The 21331-nt window shown below is 58.9% G+C and carries 21 protein-coding genes; 10 read left to right on the forward strand and 11 right to left on the reverse strand.

The features are described from left to right. The 5 genes from AB7S84_RS07945 to AB7S84_RS07965 form a co-directional block, all read left to right on the forward strand. A partial coding sequence (locus AB7S84_RS07945; protein ID WP_428153799.1) for a hypothetical protein occupies positions 1 to 215 on the forward strand: 215 nt, incomplete at its 5' end. 38 nt (positions 216 to 253) lie between these two features. Next, complete coding sequence (locus tag AB7S84_RS07950; RefSeq protein WP_144016410.1) at positions 254 to 616, forward strand: hypothetical protein; 363 nt, start codon at positions 254 to 256, stop codon at positions 614 to 616. A 393-nt stretch (positions 617 to 1009) separates the two neighbouring features. Next, positions 1010 to 1495 carry an adenosylmethionine decarboxylase gene (speD, locus tag AB7S84_RS07955; RefSeq protein ID WP_020876372.1) on the forward strand — a complete coding sequence of 162 codons (486 nt, stop codon included), beginning with the start codon at positions 1010 to 1012 and terminating at the stop codon, positions 1493 to 1495. Further along, positions 1488 to 2354, forward strand: coding sequence for a polyamine aminopropyltransferase (gene speE, locus AB7S84_RS07960; protein ID WP_428153802.1), 867 nt, complete (start codon positions 1488 to 1490; stop codon positions 2352 to 2354). The genes speD and speE overlap by 8 nt, the downstream gene beginning before the upstream one ends. Beyond that, positions 2341 to 3567, forward strand: a complete 1227-nt coding sequence (locus AB7S84_RS07965; RefSeq protein WP_428153804.1) for a type III PLP-dependent enzyme — start codon at positions 2341 to 2343, stop codon at positions 3565 to 3567. The genes speE and AB7S84_RS07965 overlap by 14 nt, the downstream gene beginning before the upstream one ends. 197 nt (positions 3568 to 3764) lie before the next feature. Here the strand turns inward: AB7S84_RS07965 and AB7S84_RS07970 are convergent, their stop codons facing one another. The 7 genes from AB7S84_RS07970 to AB7S84_RS08000 form a co-directional block, all read right to left on the reverse strand. After that, on the reverse strand, positions 3765 to 4295 hold the full coding sequence (locus AB7S84_RS07970; protein WP_020876375.1) for a YIP1 family protein: 531 nt from the start codon (positions 4293 to 4295) through the stop codon (positions 3765 to 3767). Then, positions 4295 to 4447, reverse strand: coding sequence for a hypothetical protein (locus tag AB7S84_RS07975; RefSeq protein WP_428153806.1), 153 nt, complete (start codon positions 4445 to 4447; stop codon positions 4295 to 4297). The genes AB7S84_RS07970 and AB7S84_RS07975 overlap by 1 nt, the downstream gene beginning before the upstream one ends. Before the next feature lie 132 nt (positions 4448 to 4579). Further along, a complete protein-coding gene (locus AB7S84_RS07980) occupies positions 4580 to 6433 on the reverse strand; it encodes an SLC13 family permease (protein ID WP_428153809.1) in 1854 nt (617 codons plus the stop codon). A gap of 130 nt (positions 6434 to 6563) precedes the next feature. Next, positions 6564 to 7475 (reverse strand): CBS domain-containing protein, encoded by a 912-nt coding sequence (locus tag AB7S84_RS07985; RefSeq protein ID WP_040414790.1) that lies wholly within the window; start codon positions 7473 to 7475, stop codon positions 6564 to 6566. A gap of 59 nt (positions 7476 to 7534) precedes the next feature. Further along, positions 7535 to 7990: a response regulator gene (locus tag AB7S84_RS07990; protein ID WP_040414767.1), complete on the reverse strand. Its 456-nt coding sequence runs from the start codon at positions 7988 to 7990 to the stop codon at positions 7535 to 7537. Positions 7991 to 8029: 39 nt separating this feature from the next. Further along, positions 8030 to 9718 (reverse strand): sensor histidine kinase, encoded by a 1689-nt coding sequence (locus AB7S84_RS07995; RefSeq protein ID WP_428153812.1) that lies wholly within the window; start codon positions 9716 to 9718, stop codon positions 8030 to 8032. 375 nt (positions 9719 to 10093) lie between these two features. Then, complete coding sequence (locus tag AB7S84_RS08000; RefSeq protein WP_428153814.1) at positions 10094 to 10546, reverse strand: pyridoxamine 5'-phosphate oxidase family protein; 453 nt, start codon at positions 10544 to 10546, stop codon at positions 10094 to 10096. 251 nt (positions 10547 to 10797) lie between these two features. Between AB7S84_RS08000 and AB7S84_RS08005 the strand changes: the two genes are divergently transcribed. From AB7S84_RS08005 to AB7S84_RS08020, 4 genes are all read left to right on the forward strand, one after another. Then, positions 10798 to 11382, forward strand: a complete 585-nt coding sequence (locus tag AB7S84_RS08005) for a 2-oxoacid:acceptor oxidoreductase family protein (protein WP_020876382.1) — start codon at positions 10798 to 10800, stop codon at positions 11380 to 11382. Then, positions 11372 to 13147, forward strand: a complete 1776-nt coding sequence (locus AB7S84_RS08010) for an FAD-dependent oxidoreductase (protein WP_428153817.1) — start codon at positions 11372 to 11374, stop codon at positions 13145 to 13147. The genes AB7S84_RS08005 and AB7S84_RS08010 overlap by 11 nt, the downstream gene beginning before the upstream one ends. Further along, positions 13144 to 14313 carry a pyruvate ferredoxin oxidoreductase gene (porA, locus tag AB7S84_RS08015; RefSeq protein ID WP_428153819.1) on the forward strand — a complete coding sequence of 390 codons (1170 nt, stop codon included), beginning with the start codon at positions 13144 to 13146 and terminating at the stop codon, positions 14311 to 14313. Before AB7S84_RS08010 ends, porA begins: the two co-directional genes overlap by 4 nt. 257 nt (positions 14314 to 14570) lie before the next feature. Continuing rightward, complete coding sequence (locus AB7S84_RS08020) at positions 14571 to 15473, forward strand: thiamine pyrophosphate-dependent enzyme (RefSeq protein ID WP_020876385.1); 903 nt, start codon at positions 14571 to 14573, stop codon at positions 15471 to 15473. 109 nt (positions 15474 to 15582) lie between these two features. On the opposite strand, the gene AB7S84_RS08025 is transcribed toward AB7S84_RS08020, so the two are convergent. Together AB7S84_RS08025 and AB7S84_RS08030 are read right to left on the reverse strand one after the other, a co-directional pair. After that, a complete protein-coding gene (locus tag AB7S84_RS08025) occupies positions 15583 to 16833 on the reverse strand; it encodes a M20 metallopeptidase family protein (RefSeq protein ID WP_428153822.1) in 1251 nt (416 codons plus the stop codon). Positions 16834 to 16996: 163 nt separating this feature from the next. Further along, complete coding sequence (locus AB7S84_RS08030; protein WP_020876387.1) at positions 16997 to 17521, reverse strand: DUF4203 domain-containing protein; 525 nt, start codon at positions 17519 to 17521, stop codon at positions 16997 to 16999. A 226-nt stretch (positions 17522 to 17747) separates the two neighbouring features. Between AB7S84_RS08030 and AB7S84_RS08035 the strand changes: the two genes are divergently transcribed. After that, positions 17748 to 18491 (forward strand): PDZ domain-containing protein, encoded by a 744-nt coding sequence (locus tag AB7S84_RS08035; RefSeq protein WP_428153824.1) that lies wholly within the window; start codon positions 17748 to 17750, stop codon positions 18489 to 18491. A 28-nt stretch (positions 18492 to 18519) separates the two neighbouring features. On the opposite strand, the gene AB7S84_RS08040 is transcribed toward AB7S84_RS08035, so the two are convergent. After that, complete coding sequence (locus tag AB7S84_RS08040; RefSeq protein WP_020876389.1) at positions 18520 to 20157, reverse strand: 4Fe-4S binding protein; 1638 nt, start codon at positions 20155 to 20157, stop codon at positions 18520 to 18522. Positions 20158 to 20364: 207 nt separating this feature from the next. Next, the gene (locus AB7S84_RS08045; protein ID WP_020876390.1) at positions 20365 to 21312 is read right to left on the reverse strand and encodes a DUF362 domain-containing protein; all 948 of its coding nucleotides are present in this window, start codon (positions 21310 to 21312) and stop codon (positions 20365 to 20367) included. Between the last annotated feature and the right edge of the window lie 19 nt (positions 21313 to 21331).

Here is a 21331-nt window from a genome sequence, read left to right on the forward strand (position 1 = left end):
CGGAGCAAGCTTTAGCGACACTTGAACGAAACCGCGTCGGGCGCGGGCCGCATCCTCCCGGCACCTCCATCCGGCCATCGCATGAAAGTCGAAAGTTGAATTGGGATTTATTCCGGGATTTGCTTGATCTTTTGAGAACGGTGTGTATATTTGAGGTCAATCCTTTTAAAATAGATGGTGGACGGACGATGCGCCGTCCATATCAGCGGCAGTGACCGACGGATCTGAATACATATCCGGACCCGGGGAGGCAATGATGAAACGGATCCTCATGATGCTGATTTCGGTGATGTTTTTTCTGTTGTTCCTTCCGGCCGTCCAGTATGCTTCGGAATGGTGGCTCCTTGGCACTGTCAAAGGAGACGGAATCCGGCATAAACCCATACCTGTTTTACTCGTCAAAATCGACGACGCCGGGGGAACGGTGGTTGCCAAAACCCGGACCAATGCCAGGGGCCAGTATGCCTTTTCGGATCCCGGTGAGGGGCTGCCGCCGAAAGCCTACAAGGTCGTTCTCAACGTGAGACCCGATCTGTCCATCGACATCAGTCTGGCGGACGTGACGCCCCGGGGCTGGATGCCGGCGATCATACCGCCGGTCACCGTATACTGGTAAACTCAATTTTCGGCTTTCATCCTGGTGGCCGGAAAAAGGTGTCGGCGGGGCGCGGCCCATGAATACCGAACGCTGAACGGAAACAGGGTTCAAATATTCTGTTATATCATCATGTTGATGATCCAACAAGTCACGTGATGCCGTCAAGGTTTCGCGATTGCAGACGTCCGGATTTCTTTCAGGGAAAAAAAGGCAGGTTGCCTGCAAAAAAAGCTTGCGATTTTTTTCCACCTGCATTAAATAGCGCGCGTCTTTTTTTTTGCCTGCAAAGAATAGGAGATTTATGTCACCCGATTAGCAGCGCCGGCCAGTCGCCCATACGGCTCTTTCTGACCCCGGCGCTATTTTGTTACAACCCAATCAGAAAATACCCAGAAAGAGGGGGGCGAATGGATGATTAAAGAAGCTCTTGTCGGTCGCGACGTCGTTCATCCTTTTAAACAAACCGCTACGAAGAAACACTGGCCTGAACATCACAATCTTCTCTCCGACGAAACACCCCAGGATCACTTTATCAAAAGAGATGATGTCGTTTTCGCCGGCATACATCTGATCATCGATCTTTGGGGCGCGAAGCACCTGGACGATCTGGAACGGATGGAGAAAGCGTTGCGGGACTGCGTCGATAAAGCCCAGGCGACGCTGCTGCACATTCATCTTCACCATTTTACGCCCAACGGGGGGATCTCGGGGGTGGCCGTTCTGGCGGAATCGCATATCAGCGTTCACACCTGGCCTGAGCGCGACTATGCCGCTTTCGACGTGTTCATGTGTGGGAACTCCCAGCCGGCAGAGGCCATTCCAGTGCTGAGCAAAGCGTTCTATCCCAAGAAAATCATCGTCAGCGAAAATCTTCGAGGGGTACTTGATCATGCGTAATTTTTCAGAAACCCTTTATGACGCTTACGCCCAGGAGTTTCGAGTGGATGAGCTGCTGCACGAGGTCAAAACCGACCATCAGCATCTTGTCATTTTCAAGAATGTCATCTTCGGGCGGGTCATGGCCCTGGACGGCATTGTCCAGACCACGGAAAAGGATGAATTCATTTATCATGAAATGATGTCGCACGTGCCGATTCTCGCCCATGGAAACGTCGAGAGCGTCCTGATCGTGGGCGGGGGAGACGGCGGCATGCTGAGGGAAGTCTGCCGGCACGATACGGTTCGTCGCGTCACCCAGGTGGAAATCGACCAGGCCGTCATCGACATGTGCCGAAGGTATCTTCCCGGCCACAGCGCCGGCGCTTACGACGACCCCAGGGCCGAGATCGTCATCGACGACGGCATTCATTTCGTTCGGGAGACCCAACAGAGATTCGACGTCATCATTTCGGACAGCACCGATCCCATCGGACCGGGCGAAGCGCTCTTCACGGAATCCTTCTATGCCGCATGCAGAAAATGTCTCAATCCCGGCGGCATCCTGGTTACCCAGAACGGCGTCGCCTTTCACCAGATGGATGAAATCCGTCAGACCGGGGAACACCTCGAGTCCCTGTTCGGCGACTGGCATTTCTATACCGCCGCCGTTCCCTCATATGTGGGCGGCGCGATGTATTTCGCCTGGGCGACGGACGAACCGCGTCACCGGCGCACCGACATCGCCACCCTGAGAGAGCGTTACCGGAAAAGCGGAATTACGACCCGTTACTACAATCCGGAAATTCATTTTTCGGCTTTCGCACTGCCCCAATACGTGCTGAAAGCCGTTGGAAAGAGCGATAATGAATACCTTTAAGCTGTCTTCCGTCGATATGGACGCTCGCTACCGCGAGCTGACTGTCGCCCATGGGTCGCCGTTGTTTCTTCTGGATTGCGACGTTGCACGTCGGCAATACCGCTCGCTGAGACAGGCGCTTCCCGAGGTGGACCTTTACTACGCCGTCAAGGCCCTGCCCCATCCCGACCTCCTGTCGGTGCTTCATGAAGAGGGGGCGGGGTTCGACATCGCCAGCACCGGCGAAATCGAGGTACTGCGACAAATCCATGTCGCCCCGCGGCGGACGATCCATACCCATCCCGTCAAACGGGATCGGGATATCCGGGATGCCCTCCGGTACGGCTGCACCACCTTCGTGGTCGACAACCCTGACGAACTCCTGAAATTCATTCCTTACCGCAATCGGGTGGGAATCCTTCTCAGGGTCAGTTTCCGGAGTCCGTCGGCTCTGGTGGACCTGTCCAGGAAGTTCGGGTGTTCCGCGGATCAGGTCCCGTCCATACTCCAGCTGGCGGAGCGGGCCGGCATCCACATCAAGGGTCTCTCCTTCCACGTGGGGTCCCAATGCACCGACACCCGGCAGCAGGTTCAGGCCATCGAAACCTGTAACGTGCTGATACGCCGGCACCACGATGTCGCGACCATGCCCCTCAGCATCCTGGACATCGGCGGCGGATTTCCGGTTTCCTATGAGGACCGGGAGGTCGACATCGCCGCCTACTGCGCCCCTATCCGTGAGGCCTTGTCTCAGCTGCCGGCCCACGTGAGGGTCATTGCCGAACCGGGGCGCTTCATCTGTGCCCCCGCGGCCCGAACCGTCACCACCGTAGTGGGCCGCGCCGACCGGCAGGGAATGAAATGGTACTATCTGGACGACGGCGTCTACGGTTCCTTCAGCGGACAGATATTCGACCATGTCCGCTATCATCTGGAAATTTTCGCCGAGGACGGCCCGGTCTATCCCAGCGTCTTCGCCGGCCCGACCTGCGACAGCATCGATGTGATCGCCGAGGACATTCCTCTGCCGAACCTTCCCCTGGGCACCATCGTCGTGGGTCACATGATGGGAGCCTATACGGCGGCGACCGCCACCGAATTCAACTCTCTCAAAAAGGCCAGGGTATTGGTCCTGAACCGGGAAAACAGATTCGGCACGGTCTGCCCCGTGCCGGAACACTTCATCAGCACCCTTGGCATGCGGGGGATAAAAGGACGACGCATGGTTCAGTAACGGCATCGGGGAGGCTCCCCCGCCCCTTCCTGAAACAGATACCAAACGGCCCTGACGGGTTAAAAAAAATCGGAAGCGCCTTTCCAAAGGGAAGGCGCTTTTTTTGCACAAGTTTTGCCCTATCCGGACAACGACGGCTCCGTATGCAGGATCATCCCGTGGCTGTCCACAAAGGGAAGGTAACGGAAGAATAAGGGCTAGGGTTTCGAAATGACGGGAAGCAGCGTCCAGAAAAGGAGAATGATAAGACCGATGGAAAGTCCGATCACCATCAGGGCCTGTTGCCAGGTCAACCGAAGCCACCGGGTCAATCCCGTGAAGATCAGCCACCATTTCCAGGGCTCGGTGATGAAGAGGAAGTAGGGCATCCAGGAGGCGGGCAGGGTCACCCCGGCCGCAAAGGCGTATATCGTAAAAAACCGGACATAGGAATGCCTTCGGCCGAGGGTCAGCATGGCCGTCATGTAACCCAGGCCCGAAGTGACGAACACCATGCCCACGGCATTGGCCATGAAAATGGTTGCTGCGACCCAGGGGCCCACCGCCGCGTTCATGAGGCCGGCCGCCGTGAAGATGATGCTGGAGACCAGAAGAAACCAGAAGGGAAGCCGCATCCCCATATTCTCCGGCAGTTCCTCGAAAAATCGCCGGGGGCTTCCCAGAAGCTGTGACAGCGTGCGCAGATAAAAACGCAGCGAAAATCGTTGGGCCCCTGTTGGGTTTTCCATCACAACCATCCGATTTTATAAATAATTCCCAGGATAAGCATGATGATGGTCAGGAAAAAAAAGAGTCGTCGTTCGGCTTCCCGGGTGAAATAGGTGACCCCCGCCTCGTGCCGGACGGCTTTCAACGATTTTGGATCGCGTGCTTTCCCCATTTTTTTGACTCCTTGTCGGAAAGCCTCCGCAAAGCCTCTATCCGGGGCCTTGCGAAGGCGGTTCAGTGTAGACGATCTTTCGGTGCGTTGCCCCTTGACCTTCATGATCAACGCCCGCGCCCGCCTGCTTTCTCAGTAGGCGGGCATCCCCCCAAACCCCCGCCAGGTCCAGTACAGCGCCGTCATGAGCAGGAGAAGGATATTGGAGGCGAAAAAGACCGGTATGCCGGCCCGAAGGTAGTCCTTGGGCTCCAGATATCCGCTGGCGTAGACAATGGCGTTGGGCGGCGTGCCGATGATCAGACAGTACGCAAAGGACGAGGCAATGGCCGTGGCCATGGCCATGAAGGGCAGATAGGTCGTCCCCGGATGGACCAGACCTGCCATATTGAGGGTGATGGGGCCTACGGCGGCAGCTGCCGGACCGTCCGCCATCAGGTTCGTGATGACGGCCGTAAGCGCGTTGGAGGTGGCCATGAGGGGCAGCCCCGAGTCCATTCCCAGCGGCGCCAGAACCTCGATGACCGATCGGGCCAGCCAGTAGGCCGCGCCGGTCTCGTCCAGGGTTCGGCCGAAGATGATGGCGCCGGCATAGAGCCAGACCACGCCCCAGTCCACCTTCTCCTGGTAGTCACGCCAGTTGACGATGCCGGTGAGCAGATAGGCGACGGCGCCGGCCACGGCAATGACCCCGATGCCCAGGCGCACCGGATAGATCCCCAGTGAGTAAAACTCCTTTTCAGTGAACCACCCGAAGACCATGACAACGAAGATCACCAGGGCGATTTTCTGGGAACGGTTCCATGCGCCCATTTTCCCGATCTCCCGCTGCAGATTTTCCATGGCCGGAGCCAGGGAGGTGATGCGGGGCTTGAACCGCCAGTTGACGATGATCCAGGTGATGGGAATCATGACGATGACAAAGGGAAAGCAATAGGTGACCCACTGGAAATAGCCGATGTCCACCCCGAACATGTCGGTGAGGTAGGTCATCATGATCACGTTCCGCGCACCGCCCGAAGGCGCTCCCGGCCCGCCGACGTTGCAGGCCATGGCGATGGCGATCATGATCATCTTCCCCAGTTCGGGATCTTCCGGAATTTCCTTGGTGAGACTGTTCTGGTAAAGGAGCATGCCGATGGGTAGAAACATGGCCGCCAGGGCATGATCGGAGATAAAAGCCGCCAGGGGTGCGATAATGACGATGAAGATCAGGGTGATGGCCCGGATGTTGGGCACGGCGAGGCGTTTGAACATCATCATGCAGACCCGCTTGTCCACGCCGGTCTTGACGAAGGCCGCCGCGAACATCAGGCTGCCCATGATAAACCAGCAGGCGTCGCTCCAATAGAGCATGGCCACCTCTTCCCGACCCACGACACCGCAGAAGACGAGGATCAGGCCGATGCAGAAGGAGACCCCGGGAAGCGGGATGCATTCGGTGAGAAAACAGAGCACCACGAAAGCGCCCATGGCGATGGCCACCTTGATGTGCCAGGCCCCCTTATCCGCCGCCTCTTTTTCCCTCCCGGTGAGATTCTCGTACTTGAGCCCGTCCCGGCGGAGATCCATGGCGCTTTTCATCAATGCGGCAAAACGCTCGTCGGTGACGTTCCCCTCGATCCATTCACTGGCCCGGTTAAAGTTGGCCTCGCTCGATTGAATATTGTTTTTACGGACCCATTTGTAGTCGCGTTTCATGAACCGGTTTTTGGTCAACGCGCCCATACGGAGATTCTGCTCCATCATCTGGGCCGCCACCAACTGCCACTGCTCCGCGTCCGAACTCGATTTCCCGAAGAGGTCCTGGGTGATAAGGTTGATCACCGCCCCGGGCCCCACCTTGTATTCCGTTCCCACGTCCTTCATGCCGTAAGGCGTCGGCAGAACGAGGATCAGGAAAAAAAGTACGACCGGAACGATGAAAAACTTCCAGTCCACATATTTATCGTAACCGGTGACCTTTTTCTTTTTTGCAGCCGACATCAGAATCTCCTTTCAAGAATATCCATCGGATTCGCGCAGCCCGGTCCGGCCGCCGCTACCCATGCCAAAGGCGTTTTTCATCGACATCCTTCTTCTCTCCTTTCCGGCCGGATTAGGCCCTGAAGCGGCCTCACTTGAGGATGATCTTCGCCATCTCAAAGAAAAGCTCCTGTTCCCGGACAACCCCGATCACCCGCCCCTTGGCGTTGGTGACCACGACCCGCCTGGCATTGCGGCTGTACATGATATCCGCAAGTTCCATGAGGTTGGCGTTCTCGTCCACGCTCGGCGGCGTGGCGGACATGATGTCGGAAACCATGACGTCAGCCAGTTTTTTTGCCTGGCTGGTAAAGAGCCCTGTCCAGAACATGGCTGAATACTGCATGGCATCGGCCATGGACGGCTTTGGTGCGGAAAGATAGGCGGGCCGAACAGCCCCGATCAGATCCTGGATGCTCAAGATGCCCTCGATATCCCCGTCACGGTCGAACACCAGAATCGACCGGTGTCCGGTTTCCATGACGGATCCGCTGGCGATAAGACCCTCGAACGATCGCATCAGGTGTTCGATGGCTTCCCTGACGCTCTGATCCCCCTGAATCGTGGTGTACTCCTCCACGCGGATCATGACCTCGCCGGCTTTTTTTTCAGTGGCCCACGCTTCGGTGTCGTGGATAGCCCTGTGAGCGTCATTGATTTTAGAGACCAAAAGGTCGATGTCGCACGGTTTGCTCAGATAGTCGAAGGCCCCTTTTTCAAGGGAAGCCTTGGCGGATTCCACGCCGCCGTGCCCGGTGAGCATGATCACCTGTGTGTCTGAACGGATTTCCTTGATTCTGGCCAGGGCCTCGTGGCCGTCCATACCCGGCATCCTGATGTCGAGCACGACCACGTCCATCGGCTCCTTTGTCAGAATGTCGACGGCCTCTTCTCCCGTTGCGGCCATCGTGGTGTCCAGACCTCGTTTACGTAGGATTTTCGAAGTGGTCTCACGAAACTTGGCTTCGTCGTCGACCATCAGCACCTTGATTTTCTCAGACATGTGTGACTCCCTTTGTTGAATGATCCGGTCCGATGTGCAGGCAATCAACCCGTCGGGCATTATTCCGGCTCGGATTCCTTGAGGATCTCCCGAGGCGATTTCATGTATTTTTTGCTGGTGGCCAGCCGAATCTTCTCCTCCATGCGCTTCCATTTTTCAAAGGCCTCTTCCGCCTTCCGGATCAGTTCCTCAAGACCGGTGGGCTTCATGAGATAATCGGTGGCCCCCGACTTGAGGCCGTCGACGGCCGACTCCACGGTAGCGTGCCCGGTGAGCATGATCACCTCCACCAGGGGGAAGCGGGACTTGATCTGTTTGAGGGTCTCGATGCCGTCCATTCCCGGCATCTTGACATCGAGAATGACCACGTGGATGATCTTCCTTTCCAATATCTCCAAGGCTTCCTGGCCACTCGACGCGATCTGGACATCATAGCCTTTCTTGTTCAACAATTTCTGGGTCGTCGTTAGAAAACGCTCCTCGTCGTCCACCAACATCATTTTCATTTGCTCCATGCTGATTCCCCCATTCTGTCTGATTGGTTTATCATTTTCCTAAATCGACGCCGAAGGCAGAAGGATGGTAAAGGTCGAGCCGGAACCCGGACTGCTCTCAACCTCCATGGTTCCGCCCATGGTATTGATGATGCCGTAGCAAACCGACAGACCCAGACCGGTGCCCTTCCCCGGCGGCTTGGTCGTGAAAAACGGGCTGAATATCTTTTTGATGTTATCGGCGTCGATCCCGCACCCGTTATCCCCGACAACGATTCGGGTATGCCGGCCTTCGGCAGCCGATGTCCGGATCGCGAGCTGTCCTCCGGATGCGCCGTGCCGATGAATGACCGCATCCATGGCATTGTTGAAGAGATTGAGCAGAACCTGCTGAAGCTGCCCCGGGTCCCCGTGGACCGGAGGGGTGTCTTCGGCAATCTCCTGGATGATTTCAATGCCGTTGACGCTCGCTTTTTTGGCCACCATGTCCGTGACCTGGGGAATGAAGACGGTGAGGTCCACGTTCTGCATACGGGGTTCGCCCTGGCGGCCGAATTTGAGAATGGCCTGGGTGATGCCGGCGCACCGATCGATCTGGAGTTTGATCTGCTCCATGGAATCATCGAGCTCCGTCAAGGCTTCCGACGGCTCAAGCGCACCGCTCTCCTTGAGATCCTGAAAATTCATCTCGATCAAGGCCTGTTCGCTTCGAATGATCTGCAGCGGGTTGTTGATCTCGTGGGCAAACCCAGCCGCCATCTCTCCAAGCTCCGCCAATCGCTGCGCCCTGATCAATTGCTGGTTGAGGCTCTCTTTTTCCGTGTCCATCTCCTTCATCCGCTGGATGATCCGGCCGGTGATATAAAACGCCACGACAACGATGGCCGAAAGCGCGATGATCGAAATCAGAATGATGCCGTAGGTTGCGGCCATCAGTGACCGGAGGGATTCCGCTTTTTCCTGACGGACGACCAGCAGCCACTCCTTGTCTTTCAGCCAGGTGGTGGCATACAGAAAGTCTTCTCCGGTAATATCCTTCGCGAGGTACGTATGAATGTTGTCGAGATCACCGGGGTATTCGACCTGGTCCAGGGGATTCTCCATCAGATCCCTGCCGGAGCGCTGCCGGGTCTGCAGGACCCCGTCGGAATTGAGGAGATACGCCTCACCGGTCTTGCCGATACGGACCCTTTCCACCAACTGCGTGAAAAACTGGGTGTCGATGGTGGCGCGGACGGTCCACCTGCGACCGCCGTCACTTTTGCTGACGGCGATGATGAAGTGCGGCACCTGACGGTACCCCAGAAAGATATCGCTGATGTAGATCCCATCCCCCATGGCCCGCTGAAACCATTTCTCCGAACCGTAGTTCTTCCATTTCAGCTCGTAGGGCCCGTTGTAGGCCACGTGGTTGCCGTCCTGGTCAAACACCCCCAGGTCCACGAACGCCCCTGATTGTTCCTGGAGGTTTTTGAACACCCGGCCGAGATGATCCGCCTGGCTCAGGTCATCATAGGAATAGGTATTGAGGATGAATTGCAGGTCGTGGGCACGCTCAGTGAGAAAGGATTCGATCATATGGCGATGATCGGAAACAATCCGTTGAAGACTTGCGATGGTGGAGCGCTGCAGAGAGTTCGTCAAATAATAGGATCCCAGCAGGAGGCTCAGGGCAAACGAAACGACCGGGACCAGGATCATACTGATCAGGATCTTGTTCTGTATCGATTTATAATAGCTCGGTTTCATGACAGGTCTCCGTTTGAACCGTTTATTGAACAGTGGCGGTCCCCTATCGCACATGGATGTTGCCGAACTATCTACAGCAAGCATTGTGCCACACACCATAATTGATCCAATATATTAAATTCGTTATATTTTATGACATGGTGATTTCATATTTCACAGGCCGGGGCATACGGCCCTGTCGACATTTTTTACAGGGTGTAAAACCGGCTATCCTGAAGCCGTCATCGACAGGCGGATCGCCTTCGCTCCGGCGCGGAAATTTCTACGAACGACTGAGGAAACAAATGGATGGGGATGAATTGAATTGGGAACGGATTGGATAAGAGACGGATATTGCATCGACGGTTCGGTTCACATCAGGGCCGAACCCGCGCCTCACTGTGACATCTTCCATACGTCGACATTCTGGAATCGGCTCACCAGGCAGTACTCGCGAACGGCGACCGCCACGAGAGCGCAGGACGGGGTTCTTACAAAGGTCGACAGATGGGCGTGCCGCGCCAGGTACAGGGAAAGCAGGGTGTCCCTGGCTTCGCCGGAGACCTCCTCGCCGGTCCCCAAGGCCGTGAGGGCGACGGCGTCCTGGAAATCCGTCACCTGGTTGGATCGGCTGTCGATCAGGAGGGAAACATGAGGGTTATGCGTGATGTTTGAAAACTTGCGGGTCTCCCGGAGCGTGGCGAAGACGAGTGTTTTGAGATCATCGGTCGCCGCAAAGGCAACGAGGTTGGTATAGGGACGACCCCCCGCATCGGTGGCCAGAACCGCCAGCTGCTGGGCGGCGAAGAGCTCCCGGAGCTGATTTCCATATTGAATGAAAGACCGCATTGCGCCCCCTTGAAGGAATATTGGGTTTGACCTCGGCTGATATATCCCAATCACCACGAAAATGGAAGAGACAATCCAACCGCGGTCTTGCAAAGGTTGAGAATCTCGGGTATGCTGACCCCTTTTTCGGCCGAAAACCCGACACGGTTGCGGGGGGGGTTCTTTGCCGCCGCATCCCGGGAAGCATCGAATTCCAAAACGGCTCGTAAATTCCGAGACAACGGCAGAGAACAGAAGGCGGGGGGTGCGTCATGGAAGAAATACGGTTTCACGGCCGCGGCGGGCAGGGGACGGTGGTGGCGTCCATCATCCTGGCCAAGGCCTTTTTCAAAGCGGGATATTATGTTCAGACCTTCCCGGTATTCGGCGTCGAGCGCCGAGGAGCGCCGGTTGAGGCCTATCTTCGTCTCGATCACCGGAAGATTCGGATTCGAAGCAACATCTACACCCCGGACCATGTTCTGGTTCAGGACGTGAAGCTTCTGGAGAGCGTCGACATCACGCGCGGACTCAAGCCCGGGGGATGGATACTGCTCAACACAGCCGAACCGACGGCCGCCGGAGCCTTCAACGGTTTTCGGACGGCGACCGTTGACGCAGCACGGATCGCCACGACCCATCACCTGGGCACGAGAACCCACCCCATCATCAACACGGCCATGATCGGCGCATTCGCCAGGATCCTCGGGATGCCCCCCATGGACGCCGTTGAAGAGGCGATCCGACAGGAGATTCCCATCAAGCAGGAGGAAAATATCGCCGCCGCCAAACAGGCCTACGCGGAGGTCCGTTTTTCAAACACCACAACGGAGGCAGGGAATAAAGATGACGTATGATCCGGAAATCATGAAAGAGACGCCGATGCGGATATCGCGATCGAACATCTCTACCGAGATCAACAAGACCGGATCCTGGCGCTTCGTACGGCCGGGCTATGACGAAAAAACCGCTCCATGCAGCAGTGCCTGCCCTGTCGGAGAAGACATCGCCCGCATCGAGATGCTGGTGGGTCAAGGCATGTTTCCGGCCGCATGGGAGACGATCCTGAGAGAAAACCCCTTTCCGGCCGTCTGCGGACGGGTCTGTTTTCACCCCTGCGAGGGGGTCTGCAATCGCGGGCGGATGGACAGCCCCGTCGGCATCCATCACCTGGAACGGTTCGTCGGAGACATGGCCATTGAAAATGCCTATGCCGTTCCCCACCCGTTTTATGGAGACGAGGCCGAAGCCGACCGGCGGGCAATCCATGGGAAAAAAATCGCCATCGCCGGCGCCGGGCCGGCGGGACTCTCCGCCGCCTATTTCCTGACCCGCCTGGGACATGCCTGCGATGTTTTTGACGCGGACAGCGAGCCCGGCGGCGTGCTGCGGTGGGGCATCCCCTGGTATCGGCTGCCCGAGGACGCCCTCAAGGCCGAAATCTCCCGAATCGTCGACATGGGGGTCAACATCTACTGCAGGAAGCCGGTGACCGCTGAATTCCTCGCGGGAGCGGCGGCATCCTACGACGCCGTCTTTTTGGGGTGCGGCCACGGACATTCCCTTCAGATGGGCATTCCCGGCGGGGAAAAGGTTCAGGACGGACTCCGATACCTCCACGACATCCGCCGCGGCGAAAACACCTGCAGCGGTGGAACCGCGGCCGTCATCGGCGGCGGCAATACGGCCGTCGACGTGGCGCGATCTCTCATTCGCCTGGGAGTGGATACCGTTATCGTCTACCGCAGACGGCGCCGGGACATGCCCGCCTTCGACCATGAAATCAGGATGGCGCTGGCCGAAGGCATCCGGCTTATGGAGCTTGCGGCGCCGGTTCGAATCGACAACGACGGCGACCGGTTGACCCTCACCCTTCAAGAGATGCGGATCACCGACATGGAAACCGCCGGAGGTCGCTGCCGCGTGGTGCCTGACGGTGAACGAACCCGCATTCTCAAGGTCGACCAGGTCTATTCGGCCATCGGTGCCGAGCCCTCGGAAAGCTGGTACCGTCCTCCCGAACAGCGGCCGGATGTGCTCAGGATGAGCCACTGCACCCTGTGGGCGCATCCCGCGTCCGGGCTGCCTCTGGTTTTCGGTGGAGACCTGACGGCCCCGGTCAGGAGCGTCACCGACGCCGTGGCATCCGGGAAACAGGCCGCCATGATGCTCGACACCCTCTTCCGGGAAGGGAAGGCGGGGATCCCGGAACGGATCGCTCAATGCCGTGTCGGCGACGGGCCGGCCCTCTCCATGGAGATCTACCTTTCCGGAAGCCGTAAATCCCGGAATCCCGCCATCGTTCCCTACACCGCCATCAACACCGATTACTTTACGCCGGCCGACCGCGCCGTGCCGCCAACCCTTTCCCCATTGGAACGACGAACCGCCTTTGAGGAGGTCGAAGGCGGTTACAGCCCGGAGACAGCCGTCAGGGAGGCGACGAGATGCTTCAATTGCGGCATCTGCAACGACTGTGACAACTGTCGCCTTTATTGCCCGGAAGTGGCGATTTATATGGACGGCACCCGGTGCATCAACCTGGATTACTGCAAGGGCTGCGGCATCTGCGTGGTGGAATGCCCCAGGAACGCCATGACCCTTGAGGAGGAGCAGTCATGAAAGAAGTGGTGGAAGGCAGCCATGCCGTTTCCGAAGCGGTCCGATTGGCGAGAGTTCAGGTGATGTCGGCCTATCCCATCACCCCCCAGACCCATATCGTGGAGGCCCTGTCGGAATACTGCGCCCAGGGCCGGATGGCGGGCCGGTTCATCTGCGTGGAAAGCGAGCATTCAGCCATGGCGGCGGTCATCGGGGCCGCCAGCGGCGGCGCCCGGACCTTCACGGCCACCTCATCCCACGGCCTGGCGCTGATGCATGAACTGCTCCATTGGGCCTCGGCCGCCCGTCTCCCCATCGTCATGGCCGAGGTCAACCGGGCGTTGGGGCCGGGATGGAACATCTGGATGGACCAGACCGACAGTTTGGCCCAGCGGGATACCGGGTGGATTCAGCTGTATTGCGAAGACGGTCAGGAGGCACTGGACACGACCCTCCTCGCCTTCCGTCTGGCCGAATCCGCCGACCTTCCGGTCATGGTGGTGTTGGACGCATTCTTCCTCTCCCACACCTACGAGCCGGTGGACATCCCCGATCAGGCGACGGCGGACCGATTCCTGCCGGCATACCGCCCCAGGATTCAACTCGACACCCGGGAGCCTTTCGCCCTCAGCCAGATGGCCCCTCCCGGATGTTACATGGAGATGCGATACGACATTCAGGCGGGCATGCGACGGGTACCCGACCTTTACACGACGGCCGAAAACGATTTCGAAGATATTTTCGGCAGACGCTACGGCATGCTCGAGGCCTATCGATGCGAGGACGCGGAGATCATCCTGGCAATGGCCGGAACGGCCGTCAGCACCAGCCGCCAGGTGGTGGACGATCTGAGGGATCGCGGCGAAAAGGTCGGTCTCCTGAAAATCCGGATGTTTCGACCTTTCCCGACGGATCTTCTGAGGCGTCTGGTCGGCAACGCACAAAAAATCGCCGTGCTCGACCGGAATTTCTGTTTCGGCCTGGGCGGCATCTTCGCCCAGGAAATAAGGGCCGCTCTCTATCACGGCGAACGGCAGCCGTCGGTTTTCAGCTACATTTCCGGTCTGGGTGGTCGGGACGTCACACCCGAGATCATCGAGGAGATTTACCGTCGTTCCAAATCGGCGGATCATCCGGAGATTGAAAGCGTCTGGGTCGGGCTGGACCCCGGGATATGCCCGGTGTGACGGACCGCCTGACGGATAGAGACTCAAGGCTGAAGACTGAATAGGCATCAACGCCCCTTTCGCCGCAGGCATCCCCCTGTAGCCTTCAGTCTGTAGTAGAGCGGCCCGGACTGTTTGAGCGCCGGCGGGTTTCCGGACCGACCGGAGCAAGCTTCAGCGGCACGTGAACGAATCCGCAGGGAGCGTGGGTCGTCCTCTGTCGCCACCGGCCTCTGAATACCGGAAATTGAACATTTTAAGGAAAAAGGGTTTCAATCATGATCAGATCGCCACTCCCCCAGACCGATTACATGACCTCCGGACACGTGGGCTGTCCCGGCTGCGGCGCCACGGTAGCCATGAAATTCGCCCTCCGCGCCCTGGGCGAAAAAACCATGATGGTGATTCCCGCCTGCTGCTGGGCCATCATCGCCGGTTCTCATCCTCAGTCCTCCCTCAAGGTCCCGATCCTGCACACCGCTTTTGCGACGGCCGGCGCAGCGGCCAGCGGTCTTCGGGCAGCGCTCGACATGAAAGGCGACACCGACACCGTCGTGGTGGCCTGGGCCGGCGACGGCGGCACCTTTGACATCGGTTTCCAGGCCCTCTCCGGTGCAGTGGAGCGCAACGAGGATTTCATCTATGTCTGTTACGACAATGAGGCCTATATGAACACCGGCGTCCAGCGCAGTTCGTCAACGCCCTTCGGGACGCGCACCACCACGACGCCCGGTTCGAACTGGAAGCAGACCCGGAAAAAAAATATCGTGGAGGCCCTGGCGGCCCACCGCATCCCTTACGCCGCAACCGCCAGTATCGCCTTTCCCGAAGACATGATCCGGAAATTCCAGCGAGCACGGATGCTCAAGGGCGGCAGCCGCTTCATCCATGTTTTCGCCACCTGTCCCACAGGGTGGCGGGTCCCCACCGATCAGTGCATCAAGATCGCCCGACTGGCGGTGCAGACCCGTATTTTTCCCCTTTACGAAGTGACTGACGGCATTCACTATACCCTCAATCAGGATGCCTCCCCCCGCCCGGTCAGGGATTATCTTCAGGTCCAAGGACGCTTCAGCCATTTATCCGAGGTCGATTACGATACAATTCAGGGGATGGTGGACGAAGACTGGATGCTGCTGAAGCGTAAAGTCGGGCCGTGGCCGTCTGAAACCGACATCTGAACCGGGGTCGGCAGGCGGCCGGATTCATGTCGAACATCCGGCTGGAGAACCGACTGCCGACATTCCAGGCCGTCGGTGAAAAGCCCGGAGAGATGACCCGGAGGACGCTTCATGGCCGGTTCCGGGATGCCTCGCACCCCTGCCGGCGGGTCTCCGCGCCCGGAACCCGGGGCACGACGGTCGCCGACAGGAAGTCCGCCGCACATTGGGCATGGATGGCCGCCCCCAGGGAAAGCACTGTCTCGTCGAAATCGAACAGAGGACTGTGAAGGGGGTGATCGAAACCCATGTCCGGGTTACCCGTCCCCATGAACCAGAAGACGCCCGGAATCCGCTCGTGAAAATAGGCGACATCCTCGCCCCCCATGAACGGCCGCTCGGTACAGATCACCCGGGATGCCCCCACGACCTTTGCAGCCGCCTCCCGAAGAATGGAGACCATGCCGAGGGCGTTGTAAACGGACGGATACTCCATCCTGACATCGAGACGGAAATCCCCGCCGTGCTTTCGGGCGGTCGCTTCGACGGTCTCCCGGAACATGGCAACGACACGATCCCGCTGCTTCGGGCTCAAAGCCCGGATGGTGCCTTCAAGCGTCACGGTGTCCGGGATGATGTTGTTGGCGGTCCCGCCGTGGATCGTCCCGAATGCGAGGATAATCGAATCCAGCGGGTCGGTTCTCCGGGATATGATGGTCTGGGCGGCATTGATACAATCCGCGGCCATGACGATGGGGTCCACCGCCTGATGGGGAAGAGCCACATGCCCGCCCTTTCCGATCACCTCGAGGGTGAACCCCGCCGATGACACCGTGCAATACCCCGGCGTCACCATCACAGACCCCTGGGGGACACCGGGATGGACGTGACAGGTGAAAAGCCCGTCCACCCGGGGGGTGTCGAGAACACCGTCGCGGATCATGGGCAGCGCCCCGCCGGGCAACCGCTCTTCGCTGGGCTGGAAGATGAATTTGACGTTGCCCTCGAGGGTTTCGGCACCACGGCGGAGGAGCGCCGCCGCTCCCAGCAACATGGCGGTATGGCCGTCATGGCCGCAGGCATGGGCTTTGCCGTCGATGCGCGAGCGATGTTCGCCCGCTGTGCGATCCGTCATCGGCAGGGCGTCCATATCCGCTCGAAAGGCGACCGTTCGGGTCTTTCTTTGCCCATACAGCAAGCCCACCACTCCGGTGCCGCCGACCCCTTCCCGAACCGAAAGACCCAACCCCTTCAGATAATCGGCGACAATCCGGGCCGTCCGCGTTTCGGTCATCCCGGTTTCAGGGTGCCGATGGAGATCCCTTCGGATCTCGCCGAGCTCTGCCTGGATAATCTTTGCATCCGTCAAAAACCGATTCATCTCGTCTTCCTTCTCGCGCCGCTGCGGCGGCAAGTCATACCGGATTCAGTATCTCTTCTCAACTTTCGACTCTCACAGGCCGGTGCCGGGAGGATACGGCCCGCGCCCTGCGCGGTTTAGTTCAAGTGCCGCCAAAGCTTGCTCCGGGCGGCCCGGAAAGTCGTCACCGACGCCCCCGCATCCCCGGCTCCGAATACATGATTTTCGCTTGAGCGGCGCAGCCGAGGATGACCATGCCGAAAAACGCCCACGGGGTGATGTGGGGCTCGAGAGCGATGGACTGAATCACCAGAACCGCTCCGAAAACGGAAGACAGAAATATAATGGCCCAATCAAACAGAAAGGCCATGAGAGCGATTCCCACGATCCCTCCAAGGAGGCATATCAGCCAGACGAACTGGGTTTCGTGATAACCGAACACCTTGAGGAAATAGAACGTGACGTAGGCGCCGACCATAAAGCCCGCCACACCGACGGCGATCTTCTTCAGGAGGAAAGCGGACACGGCAAAAAGGAGGCCGATCAATACGGCAATGCCCAGGATGACGTACTCCTCCTGGGGCCCTAAAAACCTTTCGGTATAGGTCAGTCCAGCCATGAGCCCAAGGCTGCCCACGAAGAGCCAGAAAAGCTTTCGTCCGATAAAGAGAATCATAATACCGACGACGGTTCCCGGAATATTGACCATGAGCACTCCCTCTCCCCTGCATTGCGAATGAAGATCCAAAAAGACGCGATCCTGAAAGGTCCGGCCTCACGCCATCGGTTTCCGGCCTTGATTCATTGGACCTGAACGGATATACTGTAACAAATAATTCGCTTGATCTCAACGATCCACTGATGGTTTGCGACGCTGCCCCGAAAAGTGTCGGGGCCGTTCAAGCAAATGATCCGGTCGGGTATGGAGTGACGATATGAACACGATTTTCCGCTTCTTCCGAAGCGGCCTTTCATGCATGATATGGTTTTGGATTCTCGCAGCGGGGGTGATGCCGGCACAAGGTGCGACCCTCCTTTCGGAAGCGGCCTTGCCGCCGGTTCCGCCCGATAATCAGCAGATCACCCTTGAAGCGGCGAACCGGCCTTTGGGAGAAATTCTCGCCGCCATTCAACGCGAATGCAGCGTCGAGGTGACGGGACTCGATGCCCGCCTGGGGGAGTCGATCAGCTTCTCGGCGGCGGACGAGTCCGTGGAGGTCGCCATCAAGCGTCTTCTCCGCAACCTGGATGAAACGAACTACGCGTTTTTCTACAACCAGACCCAGTTGCACCGGGTTTCCGTCGTACCGAAGGCCAGGACGGGCGCCACGCCGCCTCTGGCGGCTGCTGTTCCGGAAATCGGACCCGAAGCCGGCGAAGCGGCGCCGAGTCCTCAGGATGCGTCGGAAAAGGCGGTCCAGGTGAGCAACGTCAACACCGGGACTCAGGCGGAAGACCTCGATCTTCGCGAAGGCGATCTGGTGATCGAATATGACGGCATCCGCATCGAAAACACCCAGCAGTTGGTTTCCATCGTGAAGGAGAAGGCGGATGCGGACACCATTGAAATGGTGGTGGTCCGGGACGGGACCCCGCATCGGATGACACTGAAGGGCGGCCTGATCGGCATCAACGTCAAGACGGTGCCGGTCTCCGGGACAGTGCCGGAGCAGCCCTAGCGGCGGGTCTCTTCAGCGGACGACGATCCTAATCGGTGAATCCGGGCGGAAGGCCGTCCGAAGCATCCCCTTTGACGGTCGGCGTCCTTTCCGGCGTCCGATGCCGGCCAATAGCGAGATCGAGCCCGGCCGCGCGTCCCCGTTCACGGAAGGATCCCACTGAAAGACGCATCGCCTCCATGGGTTCGACGATGACGGCAGGCCTGGCCTGAACGGGGCAGTAATGTTCGCAGAACCCGCATCCGCTGCACCGGGATTCATCCACAAAGGGCACGGAAACCGATGCCTCGGGAACCGTTCTGAGGGAGATGGCGTCATAGGGACAGACCTCGTCGCAGACCAGGCATCCACGGTCGAATTCCCATGCCAGACATTTCTGCCGCAGGATCTGGGCCGTACCGATCTTGGCCCAGATTTTCTCCTCCGGCGACAGGGCCCGTATGGCGCCGGTGGGACAGACATGGCCGCAGACGTTGCAGAGGGGTTCGCAGGCGCCCCGGCGAGGCGTGACCCGCGGGGTAAAAAAAGACTCAAGCCCGGCACCCATCCCCATGGGTTGAAGGGTGTTGGTGGGGCAGGCCTTCATGCAGACCCCGCACCGAACGCAGCGGGCAAGAAAATCGTTTTCAGGAACGGCCCCCGGCGGCCGGATCAGGTCTGCGGGATGGATCCGGCCTGGGACAATCTCGTTTCGCCGATATCCCAATCCCGTCAGGACCACCATCGCCGTGCCGACGCCGGCGAGACCCGCCAGCAGCATCTCCCGGCGTTTCGGAAGCGCGGGGGGCGTCGTCGATGCAGGCCCGCCCGCAGCGAAAGAAATCGCCCCGGTCGGGCACATCCGCTCACAGGCACGGCAGGTGATACACGCCATGAACGCCGTCTCGAAGGGGTTCGAAGGAATCGCCGCCATTGGGCAGGCCTTGCGGCACCCGCCACATGCCACGCAGGCGTCGGAGACGTTTCGCCGCATCAGCGGCTTCGCGGAAAAGAGTGCGAAAGCGGCGCCTGCAGGACAGACATACCGGCACCAGAATCTCGGGGCCAGCCACCCTGCGGCAAGGATCCCGCCCACCGTCGTCAGCGTAAACCATTGGAATGCATATCGGGGAATGTCGATCTGCAGATAAGCGAGGCCGCTCAACCCCAGCGCATCGGCTGCAGGGCGTACGAGCGTCAGCGCGGCACTGCAGATCAAGGCGGCCGCCGGATAGATCAGCAGCCCGAAAAAGCGCGTTACGAGGACAATTGGCGAAGCAAGGACGGCCGGCGACACCCCCGCAACAGCGGCGCCGGAGATCGAGAAGAGGAGCAGGTATTTGAGCCGCCCCCAGGCGACAAACCGTTCCGTTTCCCCACCGGGACGGCGTTCCCGGCCGTGACGAATGAGCCCATCCGAGGCATCGATGAGGGCGCCCAGCGGACATACATAGCCGCAGAAAACACGCCCAAGCACCAGAGCCGTCAACAGGAAGGCCGCGGCCGGCCACAGGACGACGATCAGTGTCCGCGCACTCAGACAGCTTGCGAGGGCAACCACGGGGTCCATCCGCAGAAAAGTGTCCACCGGCAGCGGGGAAACCATCGGAAAAGCGGCCAGGGTGATCAGGGCTGCAAACAGGAGAAAGCTGAGCGTTTGCAGGATTCTCTGTAAAGACGGTCTCATGACGATCCATAGGGTTGAAGGCTTGGTAGACTAAAGACTAAAGACTGAAGGCTGAAGGGGGGGATAACCGCTCCGTTCGTCACAGGCGCCCCCCTTCAGTCTTCAGTCTTCAGCCTCTACCCCGCACTATATACGGCCGCAGCCGGGTCGGTCAACAGCCCATTCTGCTTTGGCATCCTTTGGAGACGCCCCTCCACACCCATGGATTCAGGCTTCCGCTTCCGCAACGATCAGGTTTTCCACGTCCATGCGGCCCAGACCCCGTTCATGGGCGATGCGGATATGCTTGACCTGGCGGGGTTCGAACCGGCGGCCGTACCATTCGAACATGCGAACGGTCTGGGCGTCGGCAGCCACCATGTCCGCCGATGCGATCACCGTATCCATTCTGAGCACCTTCCCAGGGCCCGCAGGTCCGTCCGTGGAAAGCACCCGCGTGGCGTCCACCACCACCAGACCGGGTTTCAGAAGGCCGGCCAGGTCGACGATGGATGAGTGGAGATCATGGCGGACATGCATGACCCAGCGATCCCATATCAACCCCATCATGCCCTTCATGGAGAGGCTGACCCCCGCACTGCCGTGGGACTTGGCCACCGGCGCCGCGATGAGAACGTCCGACTCCAGAACATCCCGCACGACATCGGTTTCTTTCATCTCGACCCCGCGGGGAATCGGCACCTTTGCAAAAAATTCGCTGTTGGTCAGACCATAGACCATCTCCTCATCGAAAACGGCACAGGCTTTTTTGATCCCTTCGATACAAAGCTCCTGCTTCCGCAGCGGGTGGTCCAGCACCCTCACCCTCCCGGCGCCGGCCGCCTTACACATGGCCACCAGTTCTCTGACGATTTCGGGATGGGTGTTGGTTCCCCGCTCCGGATCGTGGGCGAAGCTCATATTGGGTTTGATGACCACCTTCTGACCGGGTTTTACAAATTTGTCGATGCCGCCAAGCAGTGCGACGGCTTTTCGGGCGGCCGCTCCCGGGGCACCCCTGGCAACGGCGATATCAGGCGCCCCGGCGCCCGAGATCGATCGGGGAAGAACCATTCCGCCGGCAAGGAGCATGGCGAGGTGGAACTGCTGACGGATGAAGGACCTTCGGTCGATCTTTTCGGATATAAACGTCTGGAAAAACCGGTGTGCATTCATGTCGCCCTCCCTTGCCCGT

Source organism: Desulfococcus sp. (assembly GCF_050178255.1).
In the GTDB taxonomy this organism is placed as follows: domain Bacteria; phylum Desulfobacterota; class Desulfobacteria; order Desulfobacterales; family Desulfococcaceae; genus Desulfococcus; species Desulfococcus multivorans.